This window comes from Nonomuraea angiospora (genome assembly GCF_014873145.1).
Lineage (GTDB): Bacteria > Actinomycetota > Actinomycetes > Streptosporangiales > Streptosporangiaceae > Nonomuraea > Nonomuraea angiospora.
Genome location: NZ_JADBEK010000001.1, coordinates 6,573,905 through 6,597,098, shown reverse-complemented (window position 1 = coordinate 6,597,098; position 23,194 = coordinate 6,573,905). Strand labels below are relative to the sequence as shown.

Below are 23,194 nucleotides of genomic sequence, written 5' to 3'. Positions count from 1 at the left end.
TACACCCCCTCGCGCCGGTACACCCCCTCCTGGCTGGTAAACCCCCCGACCGGCCGGTTCACCCCGACCGGCCGGTTCACCCCGACCGGCCGGTTTACCCCGACCGGCCGGTTCACCCCTGCCGGCCGATGCCCCATCTCGCCCGCTGGCCGATGCTCGCCCCCAGTCGGTGCACGCCTCCGGCCGGTGCTCCGCCTCGTCCTCCGATCGGGGGCCTCACCTCGCCTCCGACCGGGGGCTCTGCCCCACCCCCGGGCCAGCACCCCACCTCACCCTTCCACCGGGGTGCCCCACCTCGCCCCTCCCGGGCCGGTGCTCTGGCCCGCCTCCGGGCTGGCATCCCACCTCACCCTTCCGGACGGGTACCCTGCGGTGCCCACGCCGCCCCCACCTGCGCTTCCGCCTGGCGCCCCTTCCCATGACCCGCGGCGCGCCCTTCCGACCGTGCCGGACGCCGCTTGCTTCCTACCGCGCCGGACGCTACCCCCTACGGTGCCGGCTCAACGCCCTTGTCCACAGCTCCACCCACCCGGCCTCCCGTTTTCCACAGAACCGCGCTCGGTCCAACCCCACCTCCCGCCACCGAATGATCCTGGCCTCCACAACCACCACACGGTCAGGAGGCCACCATGATCACCCTTGCCACCTTCCTCAGGCTCACCCTCGGCGGCATCCTCTTCGGCGAGCTCATCGCAGTCCTGGCCGCCCACCCGACCTCAGCCCAAGCCGCAACGACCCGACCCCAACCCAGGACCCTGACCACCCACCCGACCTCAGCCCAACCCACGGCAACCCCACCCCAACCCACAACCCTGGCCATCAACCCCGAAGCCGAGCCCCTTCAACGCGCCTCAATCGGCAGGATCACGGATCCCACAACCGACCTCGAATCACTCCTGCGCACCACAGGCGGCAGGGCGACAAAGAGCCTGACCAGGGGCCAGATCGCCGCCACAGCCGCCCTAAACCAATTGGGAGTCTCCTTCTCCTGGGGCGGCGGCTCAGCGAAAGGCCCCACCATCGGCATCGGAAGGGGCGCCGGCACAAGGGGCTTCGACTGCAGCGGCCTGACCCTCTACGCCTGGTCCAAGGCCGGCATCACCCTCAGCCACTACACCGGCGCCCAGTTCCGCCAGGGCCGCAGGATCCCGTTCCGCGCGCGACGCACAGGAGACCTGGTCTTCTTCGGCGGCGGCACGGGCGACCCGACCCACGTGGCCCTGTTCCTGCGGGACGGCCTCATGATCCACGCCCCCAGAACCGGCGACGTGGTCAGAAAGACCAACTTCCTCGCCTCGCCGTACTTCCGCTCCGCCTACCGCGGCGTCGTACGTCCGGGCTGAGCACAGACCTTGACCAGCTCTCCGACCAATCCGGAGAGCAACTCCTGATCTTCCCGCCTGGACGGCTCGTACTCCGTGAGTCCCAACCCCGCCACCTCGAACCGCTCGGCAACGGTGGCGACGAGCGAGAGCAACTGATCAGGCTGCAGCCCGCCCGGCGTAGGACACCCCACACTCCGGAAGACCAGAGGATCGAGCACATCGAGATCGATATGAACGTAGACCACAGGCTCCCGCCCCTCAGAGCCGTCATCCCCGAGCGCCCCGGCACCGCAGCCCTCGATCGCCGCGACCAGCCCCGCGCCGTCCACCACCGGAAGATGCCGGACCCCGTGCTCCTCGACAAAGGCGGCCTCACCCGAATCGAGGTCCCGCACTCCCACAAGCACGATCCGCCCAGGCGCCACCGGCTCCCGAGCCACCAGCCCCTCGGGCCCTTCCCCAGTGAGCGCCCGCAGCACCATCCCGTGATAGGCCCCGGAAGGCGACGACTCAGGCGTGTTCAGATCCCCATGGGCATCGAACCAGACCACAACGAGCCGATCCCCGTACCGCTCCCGAGCTGCCGCAACCGGCTCAAGTTCAACCCCGCAATCCCCGCCAACGGTGACCAGGAGCCCACCTTGAGCCTGCCCGACCGCCGCACGGACCTTCACAGCCGTCGAACGAAGATCGTCATCAACTTCGACACGAACCCGCTGGTCCGCCGCCCCCACCATCTCGGCCAGCAACCGCGCCCCTTCCCGCAGCCGCTCAGCCGTAGGAGCCCCGGACCCCCGCCACTGCCCCACCTCAACCACCGTCACGTCCACCACGGCCTCCCTGGTCATCTCTGCCTCATCGCTCACTCACGGGAAACCGGCTGGTCAGACCGATACCCCGCAGACCAACGCTACGCGGGAGGACGAGAGCCAGACCAGCGCGGTGTCCTGGCCTGGGCCGTGGGGCGCCGACGCTACGCGGTCGAACGGGGATCAGACCAGGGCAGCACTCTGGATGGGGTGCCGTCGCTACGTGGGAGGACGGGAATCAGGTCAGCGTGGCGTCCTGGACGAGACCATGGGCGCCAACGCTACGCGGGAGGACGGGGATCGGACCAGGGTGGCGTCCTGGTCCTGGCAACGGGGCGCCAACGCTACGCCGGAGGACGGGAATCAGGTCAGCGTGGCGTCCTGGACGAGACCATGGGCGCCAACGCTACGCGGGAGGACAGGAATCAGACCAGGGTGGCGCCCTGGACCGGGCCGTGGGCGGCTACGGCCGTGTGCGCGGCGCCCGTAGTGGTCAGGCTGAGGGCCAGGTCACGGGCGTGGAGGGCGTCGATGGCCAGGAACGCGCACGTCGGGCCCGACCCCGAGACGATCGCGCCGAGGGCCCCGTGCTGGCGGCCGGCGTCCAGAGTGGTCGCCAGCTCCGGCCTCAGGCTGAGCGCGGCCGACTGGAGGTCATTGCTCAGATGAGCGCCCAGGGAGTACGCGTCCCCCGTGCCCAGCGCCTCGATCAGGGAGTCGTCCAGCTGAGGCCAGGGCACCTCGGCCCCTTCGGCCGCCCTGAGCCGGTCGCACTCGGCGTAGACGCTGGCCGTGGAGAGCCCGCCGTCCGCCAACGCGAACACCCAGTGAAACGTGCCCCCGGTGGGCAGCTCACTCAACTGCTCACCGCGACCGGTGCCGACCGCCGTGCCCCCGAGCAGGGAGAACGGGACGTCGCTGCCGAGATCGCCGGCGATCTCCATGAGGTCTTCGAACGGCAGCCCCAGACCCCACAGCTCATTGCAGGCCACCAGCGCACCGGCCGCGTCGGCGCTGCCGCCCGCCATCCCGCCCGCCACGGGGATGTCCTTCTGGATGATCAGATCGGCGCCGTACGTGCGACCCGCGTGCTTGGCAAGCGCCCGAGCGGCCCGGATCGCCAGGTTGCTCTCGTCGGTCGGCACCTGGTCGGACCACTTCCCGTTCACCGCCACGGTGATCGACTCGGACTCCTTGGCTACCACCTCATCGAAGATCGATACTGCGTGGAAGACGTTGACCAGGTCGTGGTAGCCATCTTCCCGGAGCGGGCCGACAGAAAGCTGTACGTTGACCTTCGCGGGCACACGTACGGTCACCGAACTCATCGATCTTCTGCCACTCTCATCACTTGCCGGGGTCAAGGACACTCGATGTTATCGAGGCCCGCCGCCCTGACATGCGGTTCTCGAAAGATGACCTCGCGAACGCCCAACTCATCAACACGCAGAGTCAAGTTCGTAGACATTTGCCCCAGATCCTCATCTGCCAGCAAGCGTCTCCTGCCCCTTCCTCCCGATTGCCCTGTTCCAGTGGCCACCGCTGCGGCCTCACCCGCAGTCTCGGAGCCCGGCCCTACAACGCGACAGACGTTTCCGGCAACGGCTGCCTCATCGCGGCGTGGGCGTCTCCTGCGACGCGGCTGCCTCGCCGCGACACGAGCGCCTCCTTCGGCGATGGATACCGATAGAGAAGCGGACGTCTCCTCGCGATAAGACGTCTCCCATGACGAGGAGACGTCTCTCGCACGACGGGGCGATGGGGACGTCTCCCGCGGCGACGGGAGATCTTCCGTGGCGACGCGGCGACAGGACGTCTTACCTGGCGATGCGACGTCTCCCTATAGCGATGGGAGGTCGCCCGTGACGACGGGGCGAGGGGACGTCTCCCACGGGGGATAGGCGGAGGTCTTCCGTAACACGGGAGGATGGGACCTCCCACGGCGACCGGACGACGGACGCCTTCCGCGGCGGCAGGACGTCTCCTGCGACGATAGGACGTCTCCTGCGACGATGGGAGGGTCGCCCGTGACGACGGGAGATGGGACGTCTCTCGCGGCGACGAGACGTCTTACCCGGCGATGGGATGTCTCCTGCGGGGGATAGGAGGAGGTTTCCCGTAGCGTCGGGGCGATGGGACGTCTCCCAAGGCGGCCGGACGACGGGACGCCTTCCGCCGCGGCAGGACGTCTTACCTGGCGCTGGGACGTCTTCCATGGCGATGGGAGATCTCCCGTGACGACGGGACGAGGGGACGTCTCCCACGACGACCGGACGTCTTACCTGGCGCTGGGACGTCTTCCATGGCGATGGGAGATCTCCCATGACGACGGGACGAGGGGACCTCTCCCACGACGACCGGACGTCTCCCACGACGGCAGGACGTCTTACGCGGCGGCGGGGACGTCTCCATGTGGTCTCCATGTGGTCTCCATGTGGCGTACACCCCTGAGCGGGTCGTTCGTGCGTGCGGCTGGGTGGGTGTGCCGTTGGGTGTGACGAGGGGCGGAGGGGTGCAAATCGCCGGGCGCTGGGTGGGCGAGGAGCCGATACCCTGAGGAGGTCATGAATCTGGTCAATCTTGAGTCGGTTTCCCATGCGTACGGGCCCAAGCCGCTCCTCAGTGACGTGTCCCTGGGCGTCGAGGCGGGCGAGCGCATCGGTGTCGTCGGGCGTAACGGGGGCGGTAAGACGACCCTCCTTTCCGTGATCGCGGGAGCGGTCCGGCCTGACAAGGGGCGGGTCACGCATAACAGGGGCCTGCGGGTCGGGTTCCTGTCGCAGCAGGACACGCTCGACGCCGGCACCGCCGTACGTGAGATCGTGCTCGGCGAGCGGGCCGAGCACGAATGGGCGGGGGATCAGGGCGTACGCGAGATCCTCGCCAACCTGATCGGCGATCTCGACCTCGACGCCAGGGCCGGTGATCTATCCGGTGGGGAGCGCAGGCGTACGGCGCTGGCGCGGCTGCTCATCGACGACCACGACCTGATCATGCTGGACGAGCCCACCAACCACCTCGACATCGAGGCCATCGCCTGGCTGGCCGGGCATCTGGCGGCCAGGAAGAGCGCGCTGGTGGCCGTGACGCACGACCGGTGGTTCCTTGATGCCGTGTCGAGCCGTACGTGGGAGGTCGTGGACGGGCGGGTCGAGCGGTATGAGGGCGGTTATGCCGCTTACGTGCTGGCGAAGGCCGAACGGGCGCGGATCGCGCAGGCCGCCGAGGAGCGCCGCCAGAACCTCATGCGCAAGGAGATTGCCTGGCTGCGCCGCGGTCCGCCCGCCCGCACGTCCAAGCCGAAGTTCCGCATCGAGGCCGCCCAGGCGCTGATCGCGAACGAGCCTCCGGCGCGCGAGACCGTCGAGCTGATGAAGTTCGCCGCGGCCCGCCTCGGCAAGACCGTCTACGACCTAGAGGACGTCACCCTGCACGCCGGCGGGCCGGACAGCGGGCCGCTGGTGCTCGACGATCTCACGTGGCAGTTCGGCCCCGGGGACCGCATCGGGTTGATCGGGGTGAACGGCTCCGGCAAGTCGTCCGTGCTGCGCCTGCTCGCCGGCACGGTGGTGCCCGACTCCGGGCGCGTGATCAAGGGCAAGACGGTACGCCTCGCGCACCTGTCCCAGGAGCTGGCCGAGCTGGATCCGGCGCGGCGGGTGCTGGAGTCGGTGGAGGAGGTACGCAAGTACCTCCAGGTCGGCAAGCGGGAGTGGACGGCCTCCCAGCTGCTCGAACGCCTGGGGTTCAGGGGCGAGGCGCAGTGGAAGGTCGTCGGCGACCTGTCCGGCGGTGAGCGGCGGCGGCTGCAGCTGCTCAGGCTCCTCATGGACGACCCCAACGTCCTGCTGCTCGACGAGCCCACCAACGACCTCGACATCGAGACGCTCAACGAGCTCGAGGACCTGTTGGACGCCTGGCCGGGCACGCTGGTCCTGGTGAGCCACGACCGCTACTTCCTGGAGCGGGTGACCGATCGCTGCGTGGCGCTGCTCGGTGACGGCAAGCTCGCGCTGCTGCCCGGCGGGGTGGACGAATACCTCGAACGCCGCGCGGCCGGCACGGCCCTGACCGCCCGTCTCGGCACCTCCACGAATTCCGCGAACTCCGCGACCGCGCAGGCGCCCAGTGCCGCCGCCGCATCGGGTGGCGCCGCGGGTACGTCTGCGCCCGACGAGGCGAAGGGCGGGCTGCCGGGGCTGTCGGCCAAGGAGGAGCGCGAGCTGCGCAAGGAGCTCAACCGCCTGGAACGCCAGCTCGACAAGCTGAGCGATCAGGAGTCCCGCCTTCACGCGGCCATGGCCGATGCGGCCAGCGACTACGAGAAGCTGGCCTCCCTCGACGCCCAGCTGCGCGAGATCATCACCCAGAAGGACACGATCGAGGCGGAGTGGCTGGAAGTGGCCGACCGCCTGGGCGACTGAGCTTTCGCGTCCCGCGGGGTGGGATGGTCGTCGTTTGGGGTGGCTGTCGCTTCATGTCCCGTGAGGTGGGGTGGGGTGGTGGTCGCTTGGACGTGTCGCCTTGCGTCCCTCGTGGCGGGGTGGCTGGAAGTGGCTGACCGCCTGGGGTGGCTGAGGTTTCGTGTTCCCCGAGGTGGGTGGCTGGGGCTTGCCGATTGCCTGGGCGGTTGAGGCTTCGTGTCACACGGGCTTGAGGTGGTTGGTCGCTGGGGCGGCTGTCGCCTTGCGTCCCTCGTGGCGGGGTGGCTGGAAGTGGCTGACCGCTTGAGGTGGCTGAGGTCTCGCGTTCCCCGAGGTGGAGTGGCTTGGGGTGGTTGGCCGTCTGGGCGGCTGAGGGTTTGGGCCGCACCCGCCCGAGGACGTGCCGTGATCCGTGAGGAGTAAACAGTTAGTGGGGGGAGTCGAAAGGGGCGAGGAGGGTGCGGAGGAGGCCTGAGAGGGCGCGCTGATCGTCGGAGCCGAGGCCCGACAGGAGCTCGTGTTCCCGCCGCAACAAGTCGGCGAAGGCGGCGTCCACGCGGGCGAGGCCCGGGTCCGTCAGGGACACCAGGACGCCGCGCCGGTCCTCCGGGTCAGGGCGGCGGCGCACCAGGCCCGCCTGGGCGAGCCGGTCGATGCGGTTGGTCATCGTCCCCGAGGTGACGAGCGTGGCCCGCAGCAGGGCGCCGGGGCTGAGCTCGTACGGCTTGCCGGCCCGTCGCAGCGCCGTCAGCACGTCGAACTCCCAGGGCTCCAGGTCGTGCTCGGCGAACGCCGCCCGCCTGGCCCGGTCGAGATGTTTGGCCAGTCGTGACACCCTAGAGAGCACCTGGAGCGGCTCGACGTCGAGGTCGGGGCGTTCCGCGCGCCAAGCCGCGACGAGGCGGTCGACCTCGTCTCTAGCATCCTCCGTCATGACACAAGAGTGTACTGTCTTGACATCGAGATATCTCTCTCGATATCAATTATCTTCATGTCAAGAGATATCTGGGACCCGGTAACGTACGCGGTCTACGCCGACGAGCGGTCGCGGCCATTCATCGAGCTGATCTCCAGAGTGGGGGCGGTCGATCCCGATTATGTCGTGGACGCGGGCTGCGGCAGTGGCGAACTCACCGTTGAGCTGGCCAATCGCTGGCCCCGCGCGACCGTGGAGGGCTACGACTCCTCGCCCGCGATGATCACCAAGGCCCGCGCGCTGGAGTCCCGGGTGCGCTTCGCGGTGGCGGACGTGGCCACGTGGCGTCCCGACCGGCCGATGGACGTGATCGTCTCGAACGCCGTCCTGCAGTGGGTGCCGGAGCACCGCGAGGTGCTGGAGCACTGGGTCGAGGATCTGGCCCCGGGGGGCTGGCTGGCGTTCCAGGTGCCGGGCAACTTCGGCGCGCCCAGCCACGTCGCCATCCGCGACCTGTGCGCCTCCCGCACCTGGTCCGACAGGCTCGACGGCGTCCTCAGGGCGCACCCGGTCGACGACCCGGTCGACTATCTGGACCTGCTCAACCACGGCGGTGCGCAGGTGGACGCGTGGGAGACGACCTACGTGCACGTGCTCCAGGGCGAGAACCCGGTGCTCGACTGGGTCTCCGGCACCGCCCTGCGCCCGGTCTTCGACCGGCTCGACCCGGACGAGCGGCAGCGGTTCAGGCAGGACCTCGCCAAATCGCTCGCCGAGGCGTACCCGGCCAGGAGCTACGGGACCCCCTTCGAGTTCCGGCGGATCTTCGTGGTGATGCAGAAATGATCAAGGCGCTGCACCACGTCCAGCTCGCCGCGCCCAGGGGCAGCGAGCCTGAGCTGAGGCGCTTCTACGAGGGCGTGCTGGGGCTGCGGGAGGTCCCCAAGCCGCCGGAGCTGGCCGAACGCGGTGGGGTATGGTTCAAGGGCGAGGGTGTGGAAGTGCACCTCGGCATCGAGGACGACTTCAGGCCCGCGCGCAAGGCACATCCTGCCTTCCTGGTGGACGACCTCGGCGCGTACGCCTCCGGCACGGAGCCCGACCTTCTCTTCCCCGGCTACCGGCGGATCTATCTCGCGGACCCCGTCGGCAACAGGATCGAGCTCCTGCAGGCCGTGTGATGTTCACCTCAGAGTGGCATGATGTTCCGAAATCGGACTCTTGCGAGGTGTAGTGGGCATCGAGATCGAGGACAAATTTGACGTTCCTCCCGACTACGCGATTCCGGACCTGAGCCGTGTGGCCGAGGTCATAGGGCCGAAGAGCTATCAGCTGGTGGCTCTCTATTACGACACCGCCGACCTGAGGCTGGCCGCCCGGGGCGTCACGCTCAGGCGGCGACGAGGCGGTGAGGACGCCGGCTGGCACCTGAAACTGCCCAAGGCCAAGGGCGTGCGACAGGAGATCACCCGTCCCCTCACCCGCAGCACCAAGATCGTGCCCGAGGAGCTGGCCGAGCTCGTCCGCGCCTACACCCGCGGCGCCCCGCTCGTTCCGGTCGCGGAGCTGGACACCCGCAGGAGCGTGACCGTCCTGCTCGACGACGGCGTCAAGCTCGTCGAGGTCGCCGACGACCGCGTCAAGGGCACGGTGTACGGGGATGAGCCCAAGATCGTACGGTGGCGCGAGGTCGAGGCCGAGCTGCTCGCCCCCGATCGCCAGGCCGTCCTCGCCAAGGTCGGCAAACGCCTCAGGAAGGCCGGCGCGACGCCCTCGGCGGCCACCAGCAAACTCGCCAAACTGCTCGAACCCACCCCGCTCCCCAAGGCCCCCACCGAGCCGGGCACGGCGGGCGAGATCGTCGTCGCCTACCTGGCCGGGCAGGTCAACGCCCTCCTCGCGCAGGATCCCCGCGTACGCCGGGCCGAGGACGACGCCGTGCACCAGATGCGCGTGGCCGCCCGCAGGATGCGCAGCGCGCTCAAGGCGTTCAAGAGCGTCGTCGCGGACACCGCCCAGGTGCAGGACGAGCTGCGCTGGCTCGGCAACGTGCTCGGCGAGGCCCGCGACCTGGAGGTGATCAGGGCCAGGTTCGCCAAGGAGCTGGCGAGGCTGGAGCCCGAGCTGGTCCACGGCCCCATCCAGGCCCGGCTCGGTACGGATCTGCACGAACGCGAGCAGGAGGCGTACGCCCGCATCAAGGAGGCACTCAGCGGCGAACGCTACTACACCCTCCTCAACGCGCTCGATCAGCTCGTCTCCGACCCGAAGCTGGAGAAGGCGGCGGCCAAGCCCGCCGAGAAGAAGCTCAGCGCCATCGCGGCGGCCGGCTGGAACCGGGTGACGAAGGCCTACGAAACCGCTCAGGCCATAGAAGACCCGGAACGTCATGAAATAGCCATGCATGACGTGCGCAAGGCCGCCAAACGCGCTCGTTACACCGCCGAAGCGCTCCAACCCACCCTCGGCGCGAACATGGGCAAGCTCGCCAAGCTTTCCGAGAACGTCCAGGAAATCCTGGGAACGCACCAGGACGGCGTGGTGGCGCAGGAGACGCTGGCGAAGGAGGCCGAGAGCGCCCGCCAGGCAGGCGAGGACACGTTCACGTACGGAGTGCTCATCGGCATCGAGCGCAGCGCGGCCGAGCGGGCGTACGCGGAGTTCCCCAGAGTCTGGGCAGAGACGGTCGGGGCGGTTATGAAGGTTCTATGAGGAACCTTCCCACCATCCCCTTCGAGCGCGGCAGCGTGCTGGAGGTGCCGGCCGCGTACCGCGACCTGCGGGCCGAAGCGGGCATCGCGAAGGTACGCACCCAGACGGGTGACGAGGTCTGGCTGGTCAGCGGCTACGAGGACGCGCGCAGCCTGTTCAACGACCCCCGGCTCGGGCGCTCGCATCCCGAGCCGGACAAGGCCGCCAGACTGTCGGGCTCGGCCATACTCGGCGGCCCCCAGGGCGACATCGCCACGGAGAAGGCCGAGCACGACCGCATGCGCAGGCTGTTCATGCCGTCCTTCTCGGCCCGCCGGATGAAGGCGCTCAGCGACCACGTCGGCTCGCTCGTGGACGAGCGGCTCGACTGCCTGGCCAAGCTGACCCCGCCCGCCGACCTGCACGCCGAGCTCTCCTTCCCGCTGCCCGTGCTGGTCATCTGCCAGCTCCTCGGCGTGCCGTACGAGGACAGGGAGTACTTCGGGGGCGTGTCGTTCCGCTTGGGCGACATGCGGAACCTGGAGGAGGGGCAGGCGGCGCGCGAGGAGCTGAGCGCGTACATGGCCGAGCTCATCGAGCGCAAGCGGCGCGAGCCGGCCGAGGACGTGCTGTCCGACCTTGCCACTGAGCTGGACGACGACGGGAGGATCGCCGAGCTCGCCGGCGGGCTGCTGTTCGCCGGCCACGAGACCACGGTCAACCGCATCGACTTCGGCGTGCTGCTCCTGCTCGCCAACCCCGGCCAGCGCGACCTGCTCATCGCCGACCCGGGGCTGGCGCCCGGCGCGGTCGAGGAGATCCTGCGGATGGCCGCGCCGAGCCTGCACGGCCTGCCCAGGTACGCCCACGAGGACATCGAGATCGGCGGCCGGACGATCCGCCGGGGCGAGGCCGTGGTGCTCACCCCGGGCGCGGCCAACCGGGATGAGCGGATATATCCGGATCCGGATGTGTTCGACCTCCGCCGTCCGCAGACCGACCCGCATCTGAGCTTCGGGTACGGCCCGCGCTTCTGCATCGGCGCCAGCCTGGCCAGGGTCGAACTGGTGGCGGTGTTCAGCAGGCTGTTCCAGCGCTTCCCCACCCTGCGGACGGCCGTGCCCGTCGAGGAGCTGCCGCGCAGCCAGGGGAGGATCGCCGACGGCTTCGCGGAGCTGCCGGTCACGTGGTGAGCGGTGCTGCCGGTCACGTGGGGAGCGGCGCGGGCGGCCGCGTGGTGAGCGGTGCTGCCGGTCACGTGGGGAGCGGCGTGGGCGGCCGCGTGGTGAGCGGCGTGGGCGGTCAGGTCGCGTAGCGCTCGACGCTGACGACGTCCCCGCCCACCCGCTGCAGCACCGCGAACGCGCCCTTGCGCAGGTGCAGGTCCGTTCCGCTCAACGTCCTGATCAGGTCGGGGAGCACCTTGCGGTGGCTGCACACGGCCGCGGGCACGGCGATCTCCCTGACCATGGCGGGCGTCTTCTGCGGGTCCTGCCCCTCCTCGCTGAGGAGGGGCTCCAGCTTGACCTCGGCCCCGTACGGCTCCAAGGTCTGGACGCATCGGGCGCTGGGGGAGCTGATGAGCAGCTCGGGCCGGTAGGCGGGCAGCGCGGTGGCCAGCTGCGCCGCCTGCGCCCGGCCGTCGGTGTCGAGCGGGCGCGACTCGTCGTCGCCCTGCCACTCTTGCCTGGAGCCGGCCGAGCCGTGCCGTACGAGGACGAGGGGCACGGTCTCGAGCGGCGCGGCCCTCAGCGCGCGCAGCAGCCCCACGTCCCACTCGAACGTCAGCAGCCGCCTGGCCTCCTCTAACGGCAGCCAGCGCAGCTCGTCCACCTCCTCACCGGGGGTGAACCCGTCGTCGGCGGCCACCCGCGCCGTCCAGTAGTCGACCCGCTTGAGCCGCCCGGAGCTGAGGTAGTGGACCGGCGGCAGCGCGCGGCCGAGCAGCACCGTCAGCCCGGTCTCCTCCCGCACCTCGCGCAGGGCGGCGGCGATCACGTGCTCGCCGGACTTCAGCTTGCCCTTGGGGAAGGTCCAGTCGTCGTAGTCGGGACGGTGGATGACGGCGACCTCGGGGTGGCTCTCCTCGCCCCTCCAGATCACGGCTCCGGCGGCGCGGAGCAGGTCAGTCATCAACGGTCCTCCAGCGGCGCATGCCGATGAGGTGGCTCTGCAGATCCTCGCCCTGGTGGCGGGCCCACGTGCCGTCGGAGTTGAGCACCCACGCGTTCGTGGTCTCGGCCATGGCCAGGTCCATCAGCTCGATGAGGTAGGCCTTGTGCTGCGGCGAGGTCACCTTGACCAGGGCCTCGACGCGGCGGTCGAGGTTCCTGCGCATGAGGTCGGCGCTGCCGATCCAGATCTCGGGGCGGCGGCCCAGACCGAACTCGTACACCCGGGAGTGCTCAAGGAAGCGCCCCAAGACCGACCTTACGCGGATATTTTCGGACAAATCTGGGATGCCGGGGCGGAGGCTGCAGATGCCCCGCACCCACAGGTCCACCGGGACGCCCGCCCTGGACGCCCGGTAGAGGGCGTCGATGATCGGCTCGTCCACCAGGGAGTTCGTCTTGATCCTGATCCGTGCCGGGCGCCCCGCCTCCTGGTGGGCGATCTCCCGCTCGATCCTGGCCAGCAGCCCGCTGCGCATCGAGTGGGGCGCGACCAGCAGCCGCCGGTAGGCGGAGTGGTTGGAGTAGCCGGTCAGGTGGATGAACAGGTCCGTCACGTCCTCGCCGACCAGCGGGTCGGCGGTGAGCAGGCCGAAGTCCTCGTACTGGCGGGCGGTCTTGGGGTTGTAGTTGCCCGTGCCGATGTGGCAGTAGCGGCGCAGCTCGCCCGAGGCCTCCTGGCGGACCACGAGCGCGAGCTTGCAGTGGGTCTTCAACCCGACCACGCCGTAGACGACATGGCAGCCGGCCCGCTCCAGCTTGCGTGCCCAGGAGATGTTGGCGTGCTCGTCGAAGCGGGCCTTGATCTCCACGACCACGACGACCTGCTTGCCCGCCTCGGCCGCGTCGATCAGCGCGTCCACGATGGGGGACTCGCCGCTGGTGCGGTAGAGGGTCTGCTTGATCGCCAGGACCCTGGGGTCGGCCGCGGCCACCTCGATGAAGCGCTGCACGCTGGTGGCGAACGAGTCGTACGGGTGGTGCAGCAGCACGTCGCGCTCGCGCAGGATCGAGAACAGGTCGTCCTCGGCGCTGATCACCTCGGCGGGCACGAACGGCCGGTAGCTCAGCTCGCCCCGGTCCAGGTCGGCGATGGCGTGCAGGCCCGACAGGTCGAGCGGCCCGGCCACCCGGTAGACCTCGTGCGGCGCCAGCTCCAGCTCCTCGATCAGCGGCGCCAGCACCTCCGGGGTGATCGTGTCCTCGACCTCGAGCCGCACGGGCGGGCCGAACCGCCGCTTGAGCAGCTCCTTCTCCAGGGCCTGCATGAGGTTCTCGGTGACGTCCTCGTCGACGTCGAGATCCTCGTTCCTGGTGACGCGGAAGACGTGGTGCTGGAGGATCTCCATGCCCTTGAAGAGCTGCCCCAGATGGGCCGCGATGACATCCTCAAGAGGGACGAACCGGTCCTTCGAGGCCGGTACGAACCGCGGCAACTGCGACGGCACCTTGACCCGCGCGAAAACCGTGTGGTCGGTCGCCGGATTCCGCACCAGGACCGCGAGGTTCAGGCTGAGCCCGGAGATGTAGGGGAAGGGGTGCGCGGGGTCCACGGCCAGCGGCGTCAGCACCGGCCTGATCCGCTCCCTGAACAGCTTGCGCAGCTCCGTACGCTCCTCGCGGCCCAGCTCGTCCCACCTGACGATCTCGATGCCCTCGGCGGCCAGCTGGGGGCAGATGTGGTGGTGGAAGGCCGCGGCGTGCCGCCTGGCCAGATCGTCCGCGATCGTGGCGATCCTGGCCAGCTCCTCGCGGGGCTTCAACCCGCTCTTGGTACGCAGCAGCAGGCCCGTGGCCATGCGCCGTTTCAGGCCCGCGACCCGTACGCGGAAGAACTCGTCGAGGTTGCTGGCGAAGATCGCCAGGAAGCGCACCCGCTCCAGGAGGGGGGTCGATGGATCTTCGGCCAGATCGAGGACGCGCTCGTTGAACTGGAGCCAGCTCTCTTCACGATTGAGAAACCGCTCCTGAGGCAGGGGCAGGTCGTTGGCGGGTTGGAACGGTTCCGCGGACATATGGCCTATATTGCCCCGATTGGTTGAACAGAACGTTAACGCGGTCGCAACGGCTTATCCTGGAAAGTCAACCACGCTCAACCCAATCGTCACTCAAGACATCCCCCCTGTTCAAGCCCACCGCCGGACCGTCTTCGCACATCTGCCCCTTTCTCCGGACTTTTTGAATTCATGGGCGGCGAGCCGCATCTCGCCGCCGAGAACCGCCCCGCCGACCGTGGCTGAGGTCCTTTGGGGAAGGGGGTGAGAAGGGCTGAGGTCCTTCGGGGGGCCGGGCCGGGGGCGCTCGGGCCTACTCCGGGTGGTCCGCCTGTTCCAGGCGGGCGGCGCGTTCGGCGAGGCGGGCCTCGCGCTGGCGGATCTTCTCCTCGCGCTCCCGCGCCTTCTCCGCCTCCTTCAGCACCCGCTCTCGCTCCTTCTCGGCCTCCTTGAGCAGCCGTTCCCGCTCCTTGAGCTCCCTGACCCGAGCCTTCTCCGCCTCCTTGAACTCCCGCAGCCGCGCCTTCTCCGCCTCCTTCAGCTCCTTCTCCCGCGCCTTCTCCAGCTCGCGCAGCTCCTTGTCGTTCGTGCGCGGCTTGGCGGGGAGAGGGCCCGGGGCGGGGACGGAGACGGGCTGGTCGCGGGTCGCGGCGGTGATCGCCGGGTTGGGGTTGAGCCCGGTCAGGCCGTTCCAGGCCAGGTTGACGAGGTGGGCGGCGACCTCCTCGCGGCCCGGCTTGCGTACGTCGAGCCACCACTGCCCGGTCAGAGCGACCATGCCGACCAGCATCTGGGCGTACATCGGCGCGAGCTTGGGGTCGTAGCCGCGGGCCGCGAACTCGTCGGCGAGGACGTCCTCGACCTGGCTGGCGATCTCGCTGATCAGGCTCGCGAACGTGCCGGTGCCCGAGGCGGCGTGGGAGTCGCGCACCAGGATGCGGAAGCCCTCGCTGCTCTCCTCGATGTAGTGGAGCAGCGCCAGCGCGGCCCGCTCCAGTTTGATCAGTGAATGGGACGCGGCCAGCGCCTCGGTGATCATGGTGAGGAGCTTCTGCATCTCGCGGTCCACGACGACCGCGTAGACGCCTTCCTTGCCGCCGAAATGCTCGTAGACCACGGGTTTCGACACCTGTGCGGTAGCTGCGATCTCCTCGATAGAGGTCCCGTCGAACCCCTTCTCCGCGAAGAGGGTGCGGCTGATGCGGATCAGCTGCTCTCTGCGCTCGCTACCGGACATACGCCTGCGAGTCGGGGGTTCGGTCACGGTCTCCATAATGACGGCCACGGGTGCGCGGCCGTTCACCGGCTGATCTACGTCAGGCAATGCGCTTCGCCGCCAGGCGTTCGGGAGTCGGCCAGCGGACGTCGTACACCCAGCCGAGCTTCTCGAAGATCCGGATGAGCCCGGCGCTCAGGTCGATCTGGCCCTTCAGCGCCCCGTGCCGGGCGCAGGTCGGGTCGGAGTGGTGCAGGTTGTGCCAGGACTCGCCGAAGGACGGGATGGCCAGCCACCAGACGTTGCGCGACTTGTCGCGTACCTGGAACTCCTCCTCGCCGAAGACGTGGCAGATGGAGTTGATCGACCAGGTCACGTGGTGCAGCAGGCCGATGCGGACGAGCGAGCCCCAGAACAGCGCGGTCAGCGCGCCCTGCCAGGACCAGGTGACGAGCCCGCCGATCACGCCGGGGAGCAGGATGGAGGTGAGGGCGATCGTGCCGAACCACTTGTGCAGCTTCATGACGTCGGCGTCCTTGACCAGGTCGGGAGCGTACTTCTCCCGGTTGGTCCGCTCGCTCTCGAACAGCCAGCCCATGTGGGCGTACAGCAGGCCCTTGGTCAGGGACTTGAAGCCGGGGCCGAAACGCCACGGCGAGTGCGGGTCGCCCTCCTTGTCGGAGAACTTGTGGTGCTTGCGGTGCGTGGCCACCCAGTCGAGTACGGACATCTCCAGCGACAGGCTGCCCGCGATGCCCAGCGCGATCTTCAGCGGCCGCTTGGCCTTGAACGAGCCGTGGGTGAAGTAGCGGTGCAGCCCCACGGTCACGCCGAGCCCGGAGACCACGTAGAAGACGAAGGAGATGACGATGTCCGACCAGCCGAGACCCCATCCCCACGCGAACGGCACGGCGGCCGCGATCGCGATCAGCGGCAGCCCGACGACGAGTGCGAAGGTGACCAGCTCCGCCTTGGATCTGGGCTCGGGCTCGAATTCGGGCTTCGGTGTCGGGGCGGAACGCTCGGCGACAACGGTCATGGACGACCTCCAACGGCATGTATGAGGATGTATGTCCTGGCTACGCAACCGTAACCTACGCCAGCGTAAGTAAGGAAGCCCTAAGCCGTGAATGTGGGGAACATGACGCTCTGCAGAACAAGGTGGGTGGGGTTCGTGTCTTGCGCCCTTTAGGGCGGTCTGTTATAGGGTCGGCAAGCCGCGTACCCGCCGCTACCTGGGACTTCGCGCCCGAGGCGGGTGTGGGGCGCAATTACGGGCGCGCGCCGGGGTGTGGGATCGGTATCGTAGGGATGTGTCGGACGCCACGTGTCCGATCTGTCCCGGATCGTCTAATCGGCAGGACAAGTGGTTTTGGTCCACTTTGTAGGGGTTCGAGTCCTCTTCCGGGAGCTGTGACCTGCTCCCCCGGCGAGAATGTTCCGGGTGCGTCCAGGTATCCTCACGGTGTCGGGAGGGTAGCGGTGCGGTAGACGTACCAATTGCCCTGATCCGTCCAGTCACAGGGAGCCGCAGTCCGTGAGTGTGCCGCGCCCGGCAGCCGTCATCGTCCTCGCCGCCGGCGAGGGCACCCGGATGAAGAGCCAGACCCCCAAAGTCCTGCACGAGCTATGTGGCCGTGCGCTGGTCGACCATATGCTCGCAGCCGCCCGGGACCTCGGTCCCGAGCAGCTGATCGTCGTCATCGGCCACGCGCTGGAGCAGGTCGGCGGCCATCTGGCCGCCACCAGTCCCGACGCGCGCGCCGTCGTCCAGCGTGAGCAGCGTGGCACCGGCCACGCGGTCCGCACCGTGCTCGAAGAGGTCGGCGTGATCTCCGGCACCGTGCTGGTCACGTACGGGGACGTTCCTCTCCTGCGCCCGCAGACCCTCGCCGAGCTGCTCGAACGGCACGAGGCCGAGGGCAACGCCGTCACCGTGCTGACGGCCGACGTGCCCGATCCGACCGGCTACGGGCGGATCATCCGCGACGAGAGCGGCGCCGTGCTGGAGATCGTCGAGGAGAAGGACGCCAGCCCGGAGCAGCGCGCCATCAAGGAGATGAACTCCGGGATCTACGCCTTCGACGGCTCGCTGCTCGCCGACGCCGTCAAGCGCGTGTCCACCGACAACGCCCAGGGCGAGGAGTACCTCACCGACGTCCTGGCCATCTTGCGCGGCGACGGCCACCGGGTCGGCGCCTGCGTCGCGGGCGACTTCGTCGAGGTCGAGGGCGTCAACGACCGCGTGCAGCTCGCCGCCGCCCGCAAGGTGCTCAACCTGCGCCTGCTCGAAGCCCACATGCGCGCCGGGGTGACGATCATCGACCCCGGCAGCACCTGGATCGACGTCGGCGTGCGGATCGCGCCCGACGCGGTCATCCTCCCCGGCACCCAGCTCCACGGCGACACCGTGATCGAGACCGGCGCCGAGGTCGGCCCCGCCACCACGCTGACCGACACCCGCGTCGGCGAGGGCGCCGTCGTCCGCAACGCCGTCTGCGACAGCGCCGACATCGGCCCCGAGGTCAACGTCGGCCCGTACGCCTACCTCCGCCCCGGCACGGTGCTCGGCCGCAAGTCCAAGGCCGGCACGTTCGTCGAGATGAAGAACACCAAGGTCGGCGAGCGTTCCAAGGTGCCGCACCTGTCCTACGCGGGAGACGCCACGATCGGCGACGACGTCAACATCGGCGCCTCCACCGTCTTCGTCAACTACGACGGGGTCAACAAGCACCAGACGACCATTCGCGACGGGGTGTTCGTCGGCTGCGACACCATGCTCGTCGCCCCGGTCACGATCAATGACGGCGCCTACACGGCGGCGGGCTCGGTGATCGTCGACGACGTGCCACCCGGCGCCATCGGCGTGGCCAGAGCGCGGCAGCGCAACATCGAGAAATGGGTCTTGCGCAGGCGCGCGGGCACGAAGTCGGCCGCGGCCGCCCAGCGGGCGCTGGCCGAGCAAGAGCAGCAGGAGAGTGGCAAGTGAGCAGTATCAAACAGCCGGGCGAGAAGAACCTCATGCTCTTCTCCGGCCGGGCCTACCCTGAGCTCGCCGAGGAGGTGGCTCAGCACGTCGGCGTCTCCCTCACCCCCACCAAGCTGATCGACTTCGCCAACGGCGAGATCTACGCCCGCTATCTGGAGTCCGTACGCGGCTGCGACGCCTTCGTCATCCAGAGCCACACCGCGCCCATCAACAAGTGGATCATGGAACAGCTGATCATGGTCGACGCGCTCAAGCGGGCCTCCGCCAAGCGCATCACCGTGGTCATGCCGTTCTACGGTTACGCCCGCCAGGACAAGAAGGGCCGCGGCCGCGAGCCCATCACGGCCCGGCTGATGGCCGACATGTTCAAGACCGCGGGCGCCGACCGGCTCATGTCGATCGACCTGCACACCTCGCAGATCCAGGGCTTCTTCGACGGCCCGGTCGACCACCTGTTCGCGATGCCGGTGCTGGAGAGCTACCTCAAGAACAAGCTCGACCTGGAGAACACCACCGTCGTCTCGCCCGACACCGGCCGCGTCCGGCTGTCGGAGCGCTGGGCCGACACGCTCGGCACGCCGCTGGCGTTCATCCACAAGCGCCGCGACCTCGACGTGGCCAACCAGGTGAAGGTCAACGAGGTCGTCGGACGGGTCCGCGGCCGCACCTGCGTGCTGATCGACGACATGATCGACACCGCGGGCACCATCTGCAAGGCCGCCGACGCCCTCTACGAGCAGGGCGCCACCAACGTGATCACCGCCGCCACCCACGCGGTCTTCTCGGACCCGGCCGTCGACCGGCTCAAGAACTCCCGGATCTCCGAGGTCATCGTCACCAACACGCTGCCGCTGGCGGAGGCCAACCGGTTCGACAAGCTGACGGTGCTGTCGATCGCGCCGCTCATCGCCCGCGCGATCACCGAGGTCTTCCAGGACGGCTCGGTCACGAGCTTGTTCGAGGGTGACACCTGACCGAGTAGACTGGCACGGTTGCGCTCGTAACGCCTTCCGCTAGGGCGGGTGAGGGAGAGCGCAGACACCCACCAGACTCCAAGCATCCCTAGGAGATGTCGTGTCCGAAGTACGTATCGCCGCCGAGCCCCGCACCGAGTTCGGCAAGGGCGCCGCTCGCAAGATCCGTCGCGCCGACAAGGTGCCCGCCGTTCTCTACGGGCACGGCATCGACCCCAAGCACCTGACCCTGCCCGGCCACGAGGTGCTCCTCGCGCTCCGCACGCCCAACGTGCTGATCCGCCTCAAGGGTGAGGGCGTCGACGAGCTGGCCCTGCCCAAGGGCGTGCAGCGCGACCCGATCAAGGGCTTCGTCGAGCACGTCGACCTGCTGCTGGTCAAGCGCGGCGAGAAGGTCACCGTCGAGATCCCGGTCACCACGGTCGGCGACGTCCACACCGACGGCCTGCTCGACCAGCAGCTCGTCTCCATCGCCGTCGAGGCCGAGGCCACCCACATCCCGACCGGCGTCGAGGTCGACGTCGAGGGCCTGGAGGTCGGCACCGCCATCACGGCCGCGCAGCTCGCGCTGCCGAAGGGCGCCACCCTGGCCGCCGACCCCGAGGCCGTCGTGCTCCAGGTGAGCGCCAAGCCGGTCGAGGAGCCGGCGGAGGGCGAGGAGGCCGCCGAGGGCGAGGCCGCCGCGGCTTCCGAGACCGCCGAGGCTCCTGCCGAGTAACGGTCCGATTCGTGAACGGGGTGGCCGGACTCGAGCCGCCCCGTTCCGCTGTAAGGGGTGCAGATGGATCGCTGGCTGATCGCCGGCCTGGGCAATCCGGGGCCCGAATACGCGGGCAACAGGCACAACGCGGGCTTCATGGTGCTCGACGAGCTCGCCGCCAGGGCGGGCGGGCGGTTCAAGGCGCACAAGAGCAGGGCCGAGGTGTGCGAGACCAGCACCGCGATCCTGGCCAAGCCCCTCACCTACATGAACCTCTCCGGCGGGCCCGTCAAGGCGCTCTCCGACTTCTACAAGATCGGCCCGGAGCGGCTGATCGTCGTCCACGACGAGCTCGACGTGCCCTACGGCGCGCTGAGGGCCAAGCTCGGCGGCGGCGACAACGGCCACAACGGCCTCAAGTCGATCACCAAGGTCCTCGGCACCCGCGACTACCTGCGGGTCCGCTTCGGCATCGGGCGCCCGCCCGGGCGCATGGACCCCGCCTCCTTCGTGCTGCGGGACTTCGCCACCATGGAGCGCAAGGACCTGCCCTTCCTCGTGGACCGGGCGGCCGACGTCGTGGAGTCGCTGATGTCTCGCGGCCTCGAAGTCACCCAGAACGACTTCCACCGTTCTGATCTGCATATTTCGGGCCCTCCACGCTGATCGCCACATAGGTCCGTTCGCCGGTTCTCTGCCTCCCTCGCGGCTACCATCTGTGACTGTCCGTTCAGGAATGGTCACCTGGAGGCATGCGTGCGGGGTGAGGGCTTCATGGCCGTCGTCGGACCGGGCCCCGTGGCCTCCTGGCGAGTCAGCCCGCGCACGCCCACCTGGGTCCGCTCCTACCGCTTCCGCGCGGTGCTGGGCGACCTCTGCGGGGCCTGGGTGGGGTCCGGGCTCGCTTTCTACGTGCGCTTCGGCGAGCTCACGCCGTACGTGCTGCCGTACCTGCTGGTCAGCCTGGCCCTGCCGGTGGTGTGGGCGTTCGCGGTGGCGCTCAACCGCGCGTACGAGCCGCGCATGCTCGGCGTCGGCTCCGAGGAGTTCCGCCGGGTCGTGCAGTCGGGCGTCGCGCTGACCGCGGGCACCGCCATCGGCTCCTACCTGACCAAGACCGACGTCGCCCGGGGCTACGTCGTGCTCGCGCTGCCGCTGGTGACGTTGCTCACCCTGATCCTCCGCTACGCCCTGCGCCGCTCACTGCACCGGCGCAGGGCGGCGGGGGAGTGCATGCGCAAGGTGGTCGCCGTCGGGCACGCGGCGTCCGTCGAGGAGCTGGTGCGGCTGTTCCGGAAGGAGCGCTACCACGGGATGGACGTCGTGGCCGCCTGCCTGCCGGGGGGCGCGCCGGGCGACTTCGTGGGCGAGGTGCCCGTCGCGGGCGACCTCAGCGACGTGCCGATCGTGGTCGACCAGTTCCGCGCCGACACCGTGGCCGTGCTGGCCTGTCCCGAGATGGACGGGCAGGCGCTGCGCCGGCTGGCCTGGCGGCTGGAGCGCACCCACACCGAGCTGGTGGTCGCACCGGCGCTGATGGACGTGGCGGGCCCGCGCACCATGATCCGGCCGGCCGCCGGGCTGCCGCTCCTGCACGTGGAGCACCCCGAGCTGGGCGGGGCCAGGAAACTGGTCAAGAACGTCTTCGACCGGCTGGTCGCCGCCGCGCTGCTGGTGCTGCTCGCGCCGCTGCTGGTGGGCCTGGCGGTGGCCGTACGCGTGACGAGTCCGGGGCCCGCGCTGTTCAGGCAGACGAGGGTCGGCAGGGACGGGAAGCTGTTCACGATCCTGAAGTTCCGCACCATGCGGCGCGGCTCCGAGCAGCAGAAGATCACCTTGGTCAGCGACCGCGACGGCGTGCTCTTCAAGATCAGGAACGATCCGCGGGTCACGCCGCTCGGCACGCGGATGCGCCGCACCTCGCTGGACGAGCTGCCGCAGCTCATCAACGTCGTACGCGGCCACATGTCGCTCGTCGGCCCCCGGCCGCCGCTGCCGGAGGAGGTGGCGCGCTACGGCGACGACGTGCGCAGACGGCTCCTCGTACGCCCCGGCATGACGGGCCTGTGGCAGGTCAGTGGTAGATCTGACCTATCGTGGGAGGAATCCGTACGTCTCGATCTGCGTTACGTGGAGAACTGGTCCCTCACGCTCGACCTCCAGATCCTGTGGAAGACTTGGTCGGCCGTCGCCCGCGGGCAAGGAGCTTATTGATGACGATTCGCGACGACCACTCCCTCGCCGCTGATCTGGCCACCGAGGCGGGCGAGCGGCTGCTGCGCATTCGTGAGCGCACCGGGTTCGGCGACTCCTCCGCCCTGCGCGCGGAGGGTGACCGGGCCTCCCACGTCTTCCTCATGGAGTCGCTGGCCAGGCTCCGCCCCAGCGACAGCGTGCTGTCGGAGGAGGCCACCCGCGAGGAGCGGCTCGACCCGCGCCGGCTCGGCGCGTCCCGGGTGTGGATCGTGGACCCGCTCGACGGCACGCGAGAGTTCGCCGAAGAGGGCAGGGCCGACTGGGCCGTGCACGTGGCGCTGTGGGAGGGCGGCAGGCTGAGCGCGGGCGCCGTGGCGCTGCCCGCCCAGGGCCGCACGCTGACCACCGCGCAGCCGCCCGAGCCGCCCTCCCACGACGGGGGGCGCTTCCGCATCGCGGTGAGCCGCACCCGGCCGCCGGAGTTCGTGCAGAAGCTGGCCTACCTCGTCGGAGCCGACCTGGTCCCCATCGGGTCCGCCGGGGCGAAGATCTCGGCGGTGCTCACTGGCGAGGTCGAGGCGTACGTACACGCCGGGGGCCAGTACGAGTGGGATTCCGCCGCGCCGGTCGCCGTCGCCCAGGCCGCGGGGGTCCACGCGAGCCGGATCGACGGCTCAGAGCTGACCTACAACCAAGCCGACCCGTCACTACCGGATATCCTGGTTTCCCTACCTGAGCTAGCGACATCGCTGCTCAGCGGGATTCGGGACCTGCACCGCTAAACCGCCG

The 23,194-nt window shown here is 69.3% G+C and carries 19 protein-coding genes and 1 tRNA gene; 13 read left to right on the top strand and 7 right to left on the bottom strand.

Annotated features, from left to right (window positions below; translation table 11 throughout):
• Positions 1-971 precede the first annotated feature (971 nt).
• Positions 972-1,343, top strand: coding sequence for an NlpC/P60 family protein (locus H4W80_RS29705; protein ID WP_192788096.1), 372 nt, complete (start codon positions 972-974; stop codon positions 1,341-1,343).
• Here the strand turns inward: H4W80_RS29705 and H4W80_RS29700 are convergent.
• Positions 1,316-2,173 (bottom strand): arginase family protein, encoded by an 858-nt coding sequence (locus H4W80_RS29700; RefSeq protein ID WP_192788095.1) that lies wholly within the window; start codon positions 2,171-2,173, stop codon positions 1,316-1,318. The genes H4W80_RS29705 and H4W80_RS29700 overlap by 28 nt on opposite strands.
• Positions 2,174-2,559: 386 nt before the next feature.
• Positions 2,560-3,462, bottom strand: coding sequence for a 4-(cytidine 5'-diphospho)-2-C-methyl-D-erythritol kinase (locus H4W80_RS29695; protein WP_192788094.1), 903 nt, complete (start codon positions 3,460-3,462; stop codon positions 2,560-2,562).
• A 1,236-nt stretch (positions 3,463-4,698) separates the two neighbouring features.
• Between H4W80_RS29695 and H4W80_RS29690 the strand changes: the two genes are divergently transcribed.
• Positions 4,699-6,558 carry an ABC-F family ATP-binding cassette domain-containing protein gene (locus H4W80_RS29690; RefSeq protein WP_192788093.1) on the top strand — a complete coding sequence of 620 codons (1,860 nt, stop codon included), beginning with the start codon at positions 4,699-4,701 and terminating at the stop codon, positions 6,556-6,558.
• A 427-nt stretch (positions 6,559-6,985) separates the two neighbouring features.
• Here H4W80_RS29690 and H4W80_RS29685 read toward each other — a convergent pair whose 3' ends face one another.
• Positions 6,986-7,492 carry a MarR family winged helix-turn-helix transcriptional regulator gene (locus H4W80_RS29685; RefSeq protein ID WP_192788092.1) on the bottom strand — a complete coding sequence of 169 codons (507 nt, stop codon included), beginning with the start codon at positions 7,490-7,492 and terminating at the stop codon, positions 6,986-6,988.
• Between the two features lie 57 nt (positions 7,493-7,549).
• Here H4W80_RS29685 and H4W80_RS29680 point away from each other — a divergent pair, with 57 nt between their 5' ends.
• Genes H4W80_RS29680 through H4W80_RS29665 form a run of 4 tightly spaced genes read left to right on the top strand, consistent with a single transcriptional unit; the run spans position 7,550 to position 11,358 of the window.
• The gene (locus H4W80_RS29680; RefSeq protein WP_225963730.1) at positions 7,550-8,320 is read left to right on the top strand and encodes a trans-aconitate 2-methyltransferase; all 771 of its coding nucleotides are present in this window, start codon (positions 7,550-7,552) and stop codon (positions 8,318-8,320) included.
• Positions 8,317-8,655: a VOC family protein gene (locus tag H4W80_RS29675; protein WP_192788091.1), complete on the top strand. Its 339-nt coding sequence runs from the start codon at positions 8,317-8,319 to the stop codon at positions 8,653-8,655. Before H4W80_RS29680 ends, H4W80_RS29675 begins: the two co-directional genes overlap by 4 nt.
• 52 nt (positions 8,656-8,707) lie before the next feature.
• Positions 8,708-10,186 carry a CYTH and CHAD domain-containing protein gene (locus H4W80_RS29670; RefSeq protein WP_192788090.1) on the top strand — a complete coding sequence of 493 codons (1,479 nt, stop codon included), beginning with the start codon at positions 8,708-8,710 and terminating at the stop codon, positions 10,184-10,186.
• Entirely contained in the window at positions 10,183-11,358 is a 1,176-nt protein-coding gene (locus tag H4W80_RS29665) for a cytochrome P450 (RefSeq protein WP_192788089.1), read from the top strand. Before H4W80_RS29670 ends, H4W80_RS29665 begins: the two co-directional genes overlap by 4 nt.
• 109 nt (positions 11,359-11,467) lie before the next feature.
• On the opposite strand, the gene H4W80_RS29660 is transcribed toward H4W80_RS29665, so the two are convergent.
• From H4W80_RS29660 to H4W80_RS29645, 4 genes are all read right to left on the bottom strand, one after another.
• Positions 11,468-12,298, bottom strand: a complete 831-nt coding sequence (locus H4W80_RS29660; protein WP_225963729.1) for an NUDIX hydrolase — start codon at positions 12,296-12,298, stop codon at positions 11,468-11,470.
• Positions 12,291-14,351 carry an RNA degradosome polyphosphate kinase gene (locus H4W80_RS29655; protein ID WP_192788088.1) on the bottom strand — a complete coding sequence of 687 codons (2,061 nt, stop codon included), beginning with the start codon at positions 14,349-14,351 and terminating at the stop codon, positions 12,291-12,293. Before H4W80_RS29655 ends, H4W80_RS29660 begins: the two co-directional genes overlap by 8 nt.
• 292 nt (positions 14,352-14,643) lie before the next feature.
• Positions 14,644-15,603, bottom strand: a complete 960-nt coding sequence (locus H4W80_RS29650) for a TetR family transcriptional regulator (protein ID WP_192793814.1) — start codon at positions 15,601-15,603, stop codon at positions 14,644-14,646.
• 43 nt (positions 15,604-15,646) lie between these two features.
• The gene (locus H4W80_RS29645) at positions 15,647-16,585 is read right to left on the bottom strand and encodes an acyl-CoA desaturase (RefSeq protein ID WP_192788087.1); all 939 of its coding nucleotides are present in this window, start codon (positions 16,583-16,585) and stop codon (positions 15,647-15,649) included.
• A 300-nt stretch (positions 16,586-16,885) separates the two neighbouring features.
• On the opposite strand from H4W80_RS29645, the gene H4W80_RS29640 reads away from it, so the two are divergent.
• From H4W80_RS29640 to H4W80_RS29610, 7 genes are all read left to right on the top strand, one after another.
• Positions 16,886-16,957: transfer RNA gene (locus tag H4W80_RS29640), tRNA-Gln, on the top strand.
• A 126-nt stretch (positions 16,958-17,083) separates the two neighbouring features.
• Positions 17,084-18,535: a bifunctional UDP-N-acetylglucosamine diphosphorylase/glucosamine-1-phosphate N-acetyltransferase GlmU gene (glmU, locus tag H4W80_RS29635; protein WP_192788086.1), complete on the top strand. Its 1,452-nt coding sequence runs from the start codon at positions 17,084-17,086 to the stop codon at positions 18,533-18,535.
• Complete coding sequence (locus tag H4W80_RS29630; RefSeq protein WP_192788085.1) at positions 18,532-19,509, top strand: ribose-phosphate diphosphokinase; 978 nt, start codon at positions 18,532-18,534, stop codon at positions 19,507-19,509. Before glmU ends, H4W80_RS29630 begins: the two co-directional genes overlap by 4 nt.
• Before the next feature lie 100 nt (positions 19,510-19,609).
• Entirely contained in the window at positions 19,610-20,227 is a 618-nt protein-coding gene (locus H4W80_RS29625) for a 50S ribosomal protein L25/general stress protein Ctc (RefSeq protein ID WP_192788084.1), read from the top strand.
• A 63-nt stretch (positions 20,228-20,290) separates the two neighbouring features.
• Positions 20,291-20,875, top strand: a complete 585-nt coding sequence (gene pth, locus H4W80_RS29620) for an aminoacyl-tRNA hydrolase (protein WP_185068638.1) — start codon at positions 20,291-20,293, stop codon at positions 20,873-20,875.
• Between the two features lie 108 nt (positions 20,876-20,983).
• Entirely contained in the window at positions 20,984-22,423 is a 1,440-nt protein-coding gene (locus H4W80_RS29615) for a sugar transferase (protein ID WP_192788083.1), read from the top strand.
• A complete protein-coding gene (locus tag H4W80_RS29610; RefSeq protein ID WP_192788082.1) occupies positions 22,423-23,187 on the top strand; it encodes a 3'(2'),5'-bisphosphate nucleotidase CysQ in 765 nt (254 codons plus the stop codon). Before H4W80_RS29615 ends, H4W80_RS29610 begins: the two co-directional genes overlap by 1 nt.
• The last annotated feature ends 7 nt before the right edge of the window (positions 23,188-23,194 follow it).